Origin of the sequence: Coprococcus hominis (ex Arizal et al. 2022) (assembly GCF_040094675.1) — a bacterium.
In the GTDB taxonomy this organism is placed as follows: Bacteria; Bacillota; Clostridia; order Lachnospirales; family Lachnospiraceae; genus Coprococcus_C; species Coprococcus_C hominis.
Genome location: NZ_JBBNHG010000031.1, coordinates 514,685 through 526,825 on the forward strand (window position 1 = coordinate 514,685; position 12,141 = coordinate 526,825).

At 44.4% G+C, this 12,141-nt stretch carries 12 protein-coding genes; all 12 read right to left on the reverse strand.

The annotated features are described in order from the left end of the window. Positions 1–181 precede the first annotated feature (181 nt). Complete coding sequence (locus AAAT93_RS07935) at positions 182–2,902, reverse strand: tetratricopeptide repeat protein (RefSeq protein ID WP_021984213.1); 2,721 nt, start codon at positions 2,900–2,902, stop codon at positions 182–184. A 79-nt stretch (positions 2,903–2,981) separates the two neighbouring features. Further along, positions 2,982–3,239 (reverse strand): HPr family phosphocarrier protein, encoded by a 258-nt coding sequence (locus AAAT93_RS07940; protein ID WP_021984212.1) that lies wholly within the window; start codon positions 3,237–3,239, stop codon positions 2,982–2,984. Then, positions 3,229–4,083: a DNA-binding protein WhiA gene (gene whiA / locus AAAT93_RS07945; RefSeq protein ID WP_021984211.1), complete on the reverse strand. Its 855-nt coding sequence runs from the start codon at positions 4,081–4,083 to the stop codon at positions 3,229–3,231. Before whiA ends, AAAT93_RS07940 begins: the two co-directional genes overlap by 11 nt. A 2-nt stretch (positions 4,084–4,085) precedes the next feature. Then, the gene (rapZ, locus tag AAAT93_RS07950) at positions 4,086–4,961 is read right to left on the reverse strand and encodes an RNase adapter RapZ (protein WP_227572915.1); all 876 of its coding nucleotides are present in this window, start codon (positions 4,959–4,961) and stop codon (positions 4,086–4,088) included. Then, a complete protein-coding gene (murB, locus tag AAAT93_RS07955; RefSeq protein WP_117781278.1) occupies positions 4,958–5,836 on the reverse strand; it encodes a UDP-N-acetylmuramate dehydrogenase in 879 nt (292 codons plus the stop codon). The genes rapZ and murB overlap by 4 nt, the downstream gene beginning before the upstream one ends. 143 nt (positions 5,837–5,979) lie before the next feature. Continuing rightward, positions 5,980–6,921 (reverse strand): ROK family glucokinase, encoded by a 942-nt coding sequence (locus tag AAAT93_RS07960; protein WP_021984208.1) that lies wholly within the window; start codon positions 6,919–6,921, stop codon positions 5,980–5,982. 26 nt (positions 6,922–6,947) lie between these two features. Further along, the gene (gene hprK / locus AAAT93_RS07965) at positions 6,948–7,898 is read right to left on the reverse strand and encodes an HPr(Ser) kinase/phosphatase (RefSeq protein WP_021984207.1); all 951 of its coding nucleotides are present in this window, start codon (positions 7,896–7,898) and stop codon (positions 6,948–6,950) included. A gap of 68 nt (positions 7,899–7,966) precedes the next feature. Beyond that, a complete protein-coding gene (spoVG, locus tag AAAT93_RS07970) occupies positions 7,967–8,242 on the reverse strand; it encodes a septation regulator SpoVG (protein WP_021984206.1) in 276 nt (91 codons plus the stop codon). 35 nt (positions 8,243–8,277) lie between these two features. Continuing rightward, positions 8,278–9,402: a glucose-1-phosphate adenylyltransferase subunit GlgD gene (glgD, locus tag AAAT93_RS07975; RefSeq protein WP_021984205.1), complete on the reverse strand. Its 1,125-nt coding sequence runs from the start codon at positions 9,400–9,402 to the stop codon at positions 8,278–8,280. A gap of 1 nt (position 9,403) precedes the next feature. Further along, the gene (locus AAAT93_RS07980) at positions 9,404–10,672 is read right to left on the reverse strand and encodes a glucose-1-phosphate adenylyltransferase (RefSeq protein WP_021984204.1); all 1,269 of its coding nucleotides are present in this window, start codon (positions 10,670–10,672) and stop codon (positions 9,404–9,406) included. A gap of 137 nt (positions 10,673–10,809) precedes the next feature. After that, positions 10,810–11,175 (reverse strand): hypothetical protein, encoded by a 366-nt coding sequence (locus tag AAAT93_RS07985; RefSeq protein WP_021984203.1) that lies wholly within the window; start codon positions 11,173–11,175, stop codon positions 10,810–10,812. A gap of 17 nt (positions 11,176–11,192) precedes the next feature. After that, on the reverse strand, positions 11,193–12,131 hold the full coding sequence (locus tag AAAT93_RS07990; RefSeq protein WP_021984202.1) for an SPFH domain-containing protein: 939 nt from the start codon (positions 12,129–12,131) through the stop codon (positions 11,193–11,195). Positions 12,132–12,141 lie beyond the last annotated feature (10 nt).

Here is a 12,141-nt window from a genome sequence, read left to right on the forward strand (position 1 = left end):
CGGTTGCGTGCATGTTTATTACCTATATCAGAACATCTTAGAACTTCTTAATTTCAATACATCATATATGAGTTGACCACATGGCTAGATACAAAATTAACAGGATGCGCGGGGATTCGCTCATAAAAAAACGCCATGCAATTGGGAATCCCAAACGCATGGCGTTTCATAAACTCTAAACTTATTCTGCTTTTCCGATTGAAAGGAATCCATTGTCGTTCGACTGAAGCAGGAACGAAAGTCCAATCTTCTTCTTTGCTTCCTCGGTTGCAACATAGATCTCGCCAGTCTCAACCAGAGACTTCGCAATCTCAAGCACCTTATCCTTGAACATCATCATCTCACGACGATCTCTGGAGCTCAGTTTGAACAGATACTGGTTCTTTGAACTGATCAACAGGATACTGTAAGAATGTACGTTGTTCTTTGTCTCACGCATACCGGAACCGATCATACGGGAGTTCGCAATGATAATCTCTGCATTCTCATCCGGCAGGTACTCAGACAGGATCAGCTTGTAAATCTTCAGGTAATCTTCCTCCTGATCTGCACTGACTGGCATCTCAGCAACTGCAAATTCTACAACGGAATCTGCAAGTTTGATCGTACCACCCTCGTCGTTGATTACGGCTGTACTCTCCTTCGGAACGCACAGACGGAAGAACTTGTTCTCGATCACCTTCTGTCCACTCGTTGGCTGCTTGATAACAAGGTCTGTATACTTCTTCTCCAACATATTCATAGAGATAATCGCGCTGTCATCACCGGTCTCCGCAATCTCACACAACTCACGATACAAGTCTACGATATCCGGTGTGATATACGCTACCATCTCAACAATCTTCTTCACGGCAGGGACATATGCCTGTTTAGCACTCTGCATATAAAACTCGATCTGCTTGCTCATATCGCTTGTCTTGCCAGCCTTATACTCGATGACCTTGAACAGGTTGTCCTTATCGAAGTCCTCATATCCATTGTCGTAAGCTTTCTCAAAGTACTTGATACTCTTGATCTCGCCACGATAATTCTCATCTGCCTCCTGCTGCTGGTAGATCTTACCAAGCTCATAAGCAGCCTGATAGCTTCCCAGTCCAAGGGCTTCCAAAAATGCTTTCTCAATCTCATACGAATTTGCAATGTAGAACACCTGACTCTGCTTGTACAAGGCAACCTTCAAAGCTGCCTGTCCGCTTCCGGCTTCTACGGAACGCTCCCATGTCTCCACAGAACGCTGCAAATCCTCGTTGCCAAGCTCCTGAATATCCTTGATATAAGCTTCTGCTTCCAGAATACCATTTGCCTGCGCTTCCTTGAAATACTCTAACGCCTTGATACCATCACGCTTCGTACGAAGTACACCATAGTAATAAAAACGTCCGAGATAGAATGCAACCCGTCGATGACCGAGACGATGTGCGGTCTCGTACCAGTTGAGTGCCTTCATGTAATCCTTCATCTTCTGATCGTAAATGTTACCAAGCAGGAATGCCAGATCCGGATCTTTCGTCGCATCAAACAACTGCTTTGCGTAACTGATCGTCTTCTCGAGATCCTTATACGGTGAATCATCATCGTAATACAGCTCGATCAACAGATAACTTGCCTTAATACTACCAAGCTTCAATGCCTGCTTTGCAGCCGCCATCGCGCCCTCGTAGTCCTCTAAGTAATAGCAGTACAATGCCTCACTATAATACTGGTTATCCTTACGGTTCAAGCTCTGGTCACTAACCAGGGTTGGATCAACGAATGCGAACGAGTTCGCTGTCTCGAAAATGATCTCCTCGTACTGCTCGATGATCTCCATGGATGCACATACAAAACGCATACATGCAAGACGCTTACCCTGATAGAACGCAAAGGTTACAATACCCTTTTCCATCTCCTTGTGGTAGAACGTTGTGCAGATACCATCTGCATATTCTGTGATGTATGCTTTCAACTGTAATTCCTCGTCAAATGCATCGTTGCAATAACGAAGATAATTCTCCAATGTCTTTTTGGAATCTCTTGGAATACTGTCATAGCTTACATACATCGCAAAATCCTTGTAAGTAAGGCTTGGTGCATAATATTCCTCGTCCGTATCGCTGTTGATGGTCTTTACCCAGTCCTTAGGAAGCTTGTGGATATAACCATCAATCTGGTTATGTACATAGGTGTACTGATACTGCAAACGTGCCGGATCGATTGCTTTATACTTTGGTTCCTTGCCTTTCGCACGTCTTGCCTCTGCAATCTCTGTATACAGTTTGTCCTTCTCTTCGAACTCAATACTGTCTGTATGCTGACTTGCATAATCGACACGGTCATACGCAGCCTTTGCTTTCGTATCTCCCATATCTGCAAGCTTCTTGTACCACGACATTGCCTTCTCGTAATCCACCGGTACGACAAAATCACTCTTGTTTCCATACTGATCGATACGATTTAGACCATTCTCATAGATACTACCGAGATTCATGTACGCTGCCTTGATACCACACTCCGTTGCCTTCTCAAAGAATGTAATCGCCTTTGAGAAATTCTGAATATCCAACAACATCTGTGCGAGCTTGTAGATCATCTCGCCATCCTTACTCAAATTCGTATATTTCTCATAGTACTGTGTCGCCTTATTCAAATCCACATCGACAATACAGTTGCTATACTTTCCGGTCTCATACAGCTCCCCTAATATTTTCAAGGCATCCGTACCGAAATTCTTATAATTCGGATCCATGATTGCAATATCTACAATCTTTTCGAATATCTCTACGGCGTCCTCGGCATTTCCATTTTCCATCAGGTTGATTGCCTTATCATATTGAAGTTCTACGTTGCTCTTGGCTGACTTTTTCTTGCCGCCAAGACCGGACAAAAACGGAATCTTGCTAAAAAAACTGCTAAGCTTTCCCATCTGATATCCTCCTTTGTGGTCTTTCCCCCTGCATAATTATTTATATAATAACATAGTTAAAATTCTTATGCAACAAAGACTACTTGACAGATTCAATATAATTTTTCATTTCCTCGACAGCAACCTCCTCATCCGGTCCATTGGCTTCGATTTCAAGCGCATCCCCGTTACCGAATCCAAGGCTCATCATTCCCATGATGCTTTTCGCATTGATTCTCCGGTTCTGAGAATTGATTGTAATTTTACTCTCATACTTGCTTGCAATCTGCACGAGAACGGCCACCGGTCTTGCCTCTGCATCTGCTGGTAAATTCACAACGACTGTCTTACTGATCATTTTGGTTCCTCCTTAGCTCATTGGCTATATCACTTATTTTTTTCAATCTATGATTGACTCCGGATTTTCCAAGCGGTGGATTTAATTTCTTACCAAGCTCCACTAGACTCGTATCCGGTTCTTCCATACGCAGACTTGCGATCTCCCGCAAACGCTCTGGAAGATATTTTAATCCCTTTGTCTGTTCAATATACGTGATGTCTTCCATCTGCTTGACGGCAGCACTCACAACCTTGTTTAAGTTCGCAGTCTCACAATTTACACGCCGGTTGACGGAATTGCGCATGTCTTTTAAAATGCGTATATTTTCCATATCCATCAGGGACACATGCGCCCCCATGATATTTAACAGATCAACGATCATTGATCCATCCTTGATGTAAACCACATAATATTTTTTGCGCTGGATCTGCTTCGGTTCGATTGAAAAATCACGAATCAGTCTGGCTAACATATCCGCCTGTTCCGCATGGTCACAGACGATCTCGAAATGATACCCCTTCTCCGGATCAGTCAGGGAGCCAGTTGCCAGAAATGCCCCGCGGATAAATGCCTGCTTACAGCAATTCCGTTCTACCAGAATCGGATTCACCGAAAGATAATCTCCATGATCCGTCAGCTTTAACATCTGTCTGCCCTCTGGTGTGTTAATATCCACATCCAGAAGTGCAGTAAGCTTCGTGATTTTCTCCTGTAAGATCGTGTTTTCCCCGCGCATCGTCCAGACACCATCCCGGTATTCACCGGACATTGCGATCATAGCAGCAAGCTCTGCCATCCGGCAATGTCTGCCTGTGCTGATATGGGAAAGCAGTTCCGCTTTCACCTTTGATGAAAACGACATACCTACTCCCCTTTCACAATACGGTCTTTGCCAATATCTCTATGATACAGACGTACCGTATACGGAAGCTTCTCCAATGTCTCGTACAGTGCATTTGCCACTGTCACAGAGCGGTGTTTTCCTCCGGTACATCCCACGGAAATCACTAACTGATTTTTACCCTCTTTCAGATAATTGGGAATCAGAAACTCCAGCATATCTGTGAGCTTCTCCATAAATGCCGGATATTCTTTGCAATCCTTCACCATATCAGAGACTGGTTTATCATTTCCTGTCTGCGGGCGAAGCTCCGAAACATAATATGGATTCGGCAAAAAACGTACGTCAAATACAAGGTCGGAATCTCTCGGGATTCCATACTTGAATCCAAAGGACATCACAGTCACAATAATGTTATTATACTGTTTGCCCTCCACAAATATCTTCTCAATCTCATGCTTTAACTCTCTTGTAAGCAGATTGCTCGTATCGATAATATAATCCGCACGCTGGCGCAAAAACTCGATCTTCTCGCGTTCCTTGACGATGCCTTCGTTGATCCTGCCATGCTTGGACAGCGGATGCGCTCTTCGCGTCTCCTTATATCGCTTTACAAGCACCGGTTCATTGGCATCAAGGAAAAGAATCTCGTAAGTAAAGTTACGCTTTTTCAAAGTCTCCAGACACACGGACATCTCACCGAGTGCCTGCCCGCTTCGGATATCCACACCGATAGCGACATTGTCGACCTCAAGCTTATCATCATGCGCAATCTCTGCGAATTTTTCAATTAACATGACCGGAAGGTTATCAACGCAGAAGAACCCCATATCTTCTAACATCTTCAACACCGTTGATTTTCCTGCTCCGCTCATTCCTGTTACAATTACAAATCTCATCGGATTATTCTTACCTCCGGTTCCAACATCACACCGTACTTCTCATTTACAACTTCCTGCACATGCTGCATCACTGCCAGCACATCTGCACTGCTTGCCTGTTCCACATTCACAACAAACCCACAATGCTTCTCCGATACCATCGCACCGCCGACCCGGTATCCACGCAATCCACTGTCATCAATCAGCTTCGCTGCAAAATACCCTTCCGGACGTTTAAACGTCGATCCTGCACTCGGATATTCGAGCGGCTGTTTACTTCGTCTCGCCTCCGCCAGTTCATTCATCCGGTCAAGAATTGCTGTCTTATCTCCGTGTTCCAGTGTCAGTCCGACACCAACCACGATTTTATCTGCATCGATGATGCTATGGCGATAAGCAAACTCCATCTCATCACAAGCATAGCTTCGAAGTGTGCCATCCATCGACAGCACCTCCACATACGATACGATATCCTTCATCTCACCACCATAGGCGCCTGCATTCATCACAATCGCGCCACCGATGCTTCCCGGTATACCTGCAGCGAACTCCATGCCTGTAAGTCCCGCCTCATATGCCAGATTCGCCACGCGCGCCAGAATCGCTCCTGCCTGCGCATACACGGAAGTCCCATCCACCCGGATTTCACTCATGGCACTGCCAATCTGGATAATCAAGCCATCATATCCGGCGTCTGTAAACAGGACATTACTTCCATTTCCAAGTACACAATAATCAAGCTTGTGTTCCTTGCAATACGCGATCAATGTCTGGATTTCAGCCGTATTTTTCGGCATTGAAAAATACTTTGCCGCCCCGCCAATGCGAAATGTCGTATGCTTGCACATCGGCTCCTGCTCCAATATTTTAATCTCTTCTATCTTCAAACTCATACGTTCCTCACAAAAATAAACATAAAAAAGCCCATAAGCTCTGCTTTATCATAGCTTATGGGCAAAATTTATTCAATGTGTAAATATATAGAAAAATACTAAGGAAAACTGCTTCCCTTCGTCATTTTCACGATTAGGCATCACTAATCGTTCATAATCGCACAGGCTCCACCATACATACCGGCATCATTTCCAAGTGTTGCAAGTGTGAACTTCGTGTTCTTGCATGCGTGGAATGCATACTCCTTGAAATATTTCTCTGTTGTATCTGTGATGATCGTACCTGCCTTGGATACACCGCCACCAATAACAAAAACCTCTGGATCAACCACACATGCGATCTGTGCCAATGCTTTGCCAAGGCACTTTCCATGTCTGTCTACGATCTCAGCTGCAAGCTCATCGCCCTGCTTTGCTGCATCGAACACTTCCTTTGCAGATACATACTGTACGTTGCGAAGTGCAGATGGACGATCCGTTGTGTTGAGCAATGTATTTGCCATTCTTACGATACCAGTTGCAGATGTGTACTGCTCCAGACAACCCTTTCTGCCACATCCGCAAACCTCTGTCTCATCATCGTTCACCTGAATATGTCCGATCTCACCGCCAGCACCATTCACACCGGAAAGCATCTTTCCGCCTAAGATGATACCGCCGCCAACACCGGTTCCAAGTGTTACCATAACGATGTTACTGAAGCCTTTTCCACCGCCCTGCCACATCTCGCCGAGCGCTGCCATATTTGCATCGTTACCAACCTTGACTGGAAGTCCGATAATCTTGGATAACTCATCTGCTGCATTGAAGATTCCCCATCCAAGGTTTACACAACGAAGAACGGTTCCATCTGCCTTGACTGGTCCCGGAACACCCATTCCGATACCCTTTACTTCGCTCTTGTCAATCTGCTTTTCTGCAAGCTTATCCTCGATGGATGCTGCGATATCGCCTAAGATATACTTTCCGCCCTCATCGGTGCGTGTTGTGATCTCCCACTTGTCAACCATCGTTCCTTCTGCTGTGAAAAGTCCGATCTTAACTGTTGTTCCTCCGATATCTACACCAAATACATACTTTGCCATCTTCCTCTATATCCTCCTTATTTCTCTTAGACATTATGTGAATTTTTCGCTATATTCTGTGTTACACGGTTATACAATTCCTGAGCCGCATTGTATCCCATCTTCTTCTGTCTGTGGTTGACAGCTGCGGCCTCTACGATAACCGCAATATTTCGTCCCGGTCGAATCGGAATCGAATGACTGACGATCTTATTTCCGAGAATCTCTGTATACTGATCCTCCAGTCCCAGACGGTCATAGTTCGCATCCTTATCCCACTCTTCCAGATTCACGATCAGGTCGATGCTCTGTGTATGCTTGACACACTCTACACCGAACATACTCTTGACATCGATAATTCCGATTCCTCGAAGCTCGATAAAATGTCTCGTAATATCCGGAGCCGTACCGATCAGCGTCTCATCCGAAACCTTCTTGATCTCTACAACATCATCCGATACAAGACGATGTCCACGCCGAATCATCTCCAGAGCCGCCTCACTCTTACCAAGGCCACTGTCTCCGGTAATCATGACACCCTCACCATATACGTCCAGCAAAACCGCATGAATGGAAATACGCGGTGCAAGCTCCACATGCAGCCACTTTACAACCTCATGCACGAAGTCAGACGTCGTCTCGGAAGTATCAGTCAGAATTGGGATTCCACATCGTTTTCCGGTCTCGATGATATAATCATATGGCTTGATATTACGACAGAAGATCAGACACGGAATCTTGAATGCAAATAACTTCTCAAATATCTGGATATTCTCTTCCTCTGTATGCATATTCGAAATATACGCAAACTCTACATTTCCACATATCTGAATACGTGCGGAATCAAAATGTTCAAAAAAGCCCGCCAGCTGGACTGCCGGACGGTTCATATTTGGATCTTTGATCAATATATGATCGGTATCAATTTCAGGCGTATGATTGATCAGATTCATCTTTTGAATCAATTGTGTCACACTTACGCTATATTCTTCTTCCATGCCCTCTTACGTCTCCTTACTTATTTTGAAAAAATGGGCTGTCGCAGACGCAACAGCCCTTTGCTATTTTACTCTTCATCCTCAGACTCAGACGCTACTTCCTGATACTTCTCAAGAATGAGACTCTGGATTTTGTCTCTTGTCTCAGAATTGATCGGATGTGCAATATCCCGATATTCACCATCCGACGCCTTTCGACTCGGCATCGCGATAAACAATCCCTTCTCTCCTTCAATTACCTTGATATCATGTACTACAAATACATCATCAATTGTAATCGAAACAACTGCGCGCATCTTGCCTTCTTTTGTAACCTTACGTACCCTTACATCTGTGATTTGCATATTAGTCCCCCTTTTACGCAACTCTTTTTGTGAAATTATAATGCGTATCTAAAATTCTTCTCAACGATGACCTTAATCTCGTTTGGATCTCCTGTATGTACTGTATTTGCACGAAGTGTATCACGGCTCTCCACGATACAGTTCTCAATATAACAGTTATCCCCGATATGTACATCATTCAGAATAATAGAATTCTTGATGACACAGTTATTACCGATATAAACTTTTTTGAAAAGAACGGAATCCTCTACCGTACCATTGATGATGCTTCCGCTTGCGATCAGGCTGTTGCTGACAGCTGCATCTCCATTGTATTTTGCTGGTGGTAAATCCTCCACCTTGGAATATACATCCGGATGCTGACGGAAGAAGTAATCACGAATATCCTTCTTCAGGAAATCCATATTGGTCTTGAAGTAAGAATCAATCGTACCGATATTTCTCCAGTAAGAATCCAGCTTATATGCATAAATCTTCTTTACGTTCTTGTAACGAACAAGAATGTCATTTACAAAATCGCTTCTGCCTTCTGCAGCACATGCCTCCAGCAACTCAATCAACTGACGACGTCTTACAACATATACACCGATGGATGCTGTATTTGTCTCTGCCACGATTGGCTTCTCCTCAAAGCTGATTACACGATTATCATCTGCAAGCTTTACAACACCGAAACGGTTGATATCATCCTCGCCCGGCTGGATATCCTTACATACAACTGTGATATCTGCACCTGTTGCGATATGCTCTTCCAGTACCTTATTATAATCCAGCTTGTACACTGCATCACCACTGGCAATAACTACATATGGCTCATGCGCTGATTTCAGGAAACTGATATTCTGATACAACGCATCTGCAGTTCCCTTGTACCAATAGCTGTTTGTCGCTGTGATCGTTGGTGTAAACAGATAAAGTCCACCCTGTTTTCTACCGAAATCCCACCACTTGGAAGAATTCAAATGCTCGTTCAACGAACGTGAATTATACTGTGTATAAACAGCTACCTTCTGGATATGGGAGTTTGTCATGTTGGAAAGTGTGAAATCGATTGCACGATAGCTTCCCACGATTGGCATAGCTGCAACTGCTCTCTTTGCAGACAGCTCTCCCATTCTGCTGCTATTTCCACCTGCTAAAATAATACCGATTGCTCTCATTCTACTCACCTGCCTTTATAATACTAGACCCACTCTTTAACAATCCATCCGGATATTCGTCAATGGTTGTCTCACCAAAGATGGCAACGTTCTTACCAATCTTAACGCCTGCCGGAATTACGGAATTCTCTCCGATTGTTACAAGACCATATGAGTAGATATGTGGTGCAAGTTCATTTGGAACTTCCTCGCCGACACCAAGTTCTGCGTTGTCTCCAATATGAACACCCTCTGCGATAATTGCCTTGTCCATAACGACACCGTCACCAATCACTGCACCATTCATAATAATGGAATTCTTGATTACAGCGCCCTTTCCGATCGTAACGCCGGAACCGATAACGGAATGCTGTACAGTACCGTAAACTTCCGTTGCCTCACCAACGATACTCTCTGTCACAGATCCTTCCGGATCAATGTACTGTGGTGGAAGCTGATCGCTCTTTGTGTAAATTCTCCAGAACTCCTCGTAGAGATTGAACTCTGGGATAATATCAACGAGCTCCATATTTGCTTCCCAGTAAGAACCAAGTGTTCCTACATCCTTCCAATAGCCCTTGTACTCGTAAGCACAGATCTTACTTCCACGCTCATGGCAGTATGGAATGATATGCTTACCAAAGTCACAGGATGGCTGATCTTTCAGTGCTGTCAAAGCCTCACGAAGCACCTTCCAGTTAAATATGTAAATACCCATAGACGCTTTGTTGCTGCGTGGATGCTCCGGTTTTTCTTCAAACTCCTGAATACATCCGGTATCGTCTGTGATAACAACACCGAAACGGCTTGCTTCCTCCATTGGTACCTGATAGGTTGCCAATGTGATATCGGCCTTGCTTGTCTTGTGATAGTCAAGCATCGCCTCATAATCCATCTTATAGATATGATCTCCGGAGAGAATCAGTACATAGTCTGGATTGTAGTAGTCAATATACTCAAGATTCTGATAGATTGCGTTCGCAGTACCTGTATACCACTGGCTGTTTGCACTCTTCTCGTATGGAGGAAGTACGGTTACACCACCAATACTTCGATCCAGATCCCATGGGATACCGATACCGATGTGCTGATTGAGCCGGAGTGGTCTATACTGTGTCAACACGCCGACAGTATCAACCCCCGAATTAATACAGTTGCTGAGTGGGAAATCGATAATCTTATATTTTCCACCAAATGCAACCGCCGGCTTAGCAAGCTTAGAAGTCAAAACGCCCAGACGACTCCCCTGTCCGCCTGCTAAAAGCATAGCTATCATTTCTTTTTTAATCATAATGTCACCCCTTTTAGCATAATATGTTTGTATTATAGCATTAAACCTAAAAAAGTGAAACACTTTTAGGCAATTTTTATAATTTTTTCTTAAAAAAGCTCATTGGAATGGTAAATAATACTAAATTTTACATTTTTTTACACATTCATCGTCTCTGCAACACGTTTCATCGCCTTTAAGAACGGTAAAAAGTCCACCTCCAGAGACGCTGCAAGCTTAATATCATCCTTTTCCTGCAGCACTTTGCCGAGGCGTCCGACTGCGGACGCCATCCTGCCTTTGTCAATTCTTTGTTCATCCCGGTTAATCAGATCCTCACAGTTATTAAACACTTCGATCTCCCAATTGATTCCCTGAATCACCAGATTGAACAGCTCGTCCGTATCGGACTGCCGGTTGTGTCTGAGTTCTGCAATCAGTGTCTCCGTTCCGGGAATGATAGTTGCACTGTAGTTGTATAGCTCCTTTAGTAAATCCTGTTGTGCAGATGCCTTATCACTCATTCAAAACTTCCTCCTGTCTACGACTCACTATTTTTCGTCACAATCTCTGTCAGGGAAGACGCAAGCCCTGCAATACCGGAAATCTCACTCGGAATAATCAGCTTCGTTGCTTTTCCGTCTGCTGCCTTGGCAAATGCCTCAAGACTCTTCAATGTAAGAACCGCCTGATCTGGTGCAGCTTCATTCAGGAACTTGATACCATCTGCGTTTGCCTGCTGTACTTTCAGGATTGCTTCTGCCTCACCTTCGGCACGGCGGATGGTTGCTTCCTTTGTCGCCTCTGCACGCAGAATTGCGGACTGCTTTTCTGCCTCTGCGGAAAGAATCAGAGACTCCTTCTGTCCTTCTGCGCGAAGAATTGCGGACTTCTTCTCACCTTCTGCAATCAGGATCTGTTCACGTCTCTCACGCTCTGCCTTCATCTGTTTTTCCATCGCATCCTGAATAGCTGCCGGTGGAATGATATTCTTCAGCTCGACACGGTTGACCTTGATACCCCAAGGATCTGTCGCCTCGTCCAAAGTCGCACGCATCTTTGTATTGATCGTCTCTCTCGATGTCAGAGTCTGGTCAAGTTCCAGCTCACCAATGATATTTCGAAGCGTTGTTGCTGTCAGATTTTCAATCGCCATGATTGGCTTTTCCACACCATATGCAAACAACTTCGGATCTGTGATCTGGAAGAATACGACTGTATCAATCCGCATCGTAACATTATCTTTTGTGATTACCGGCTGTGGTGCAAAATCAACAACCTGCTCTTTCATAGAAATGCGGTGTGCTACCTTATCAATCAAAGGCGTCTTCAAATGCAGACCTGCTGACCATGTCGTATTGTATGTTCCCAGACGCTCAATGACATATGCATGTGCCTGTGGTACAACACGTATAGAACTGCAAATCACTACAACAACCAAAATTACAAGAAAAATACCTAATATCTGTGCTCCATTCATCTTTCTGCCT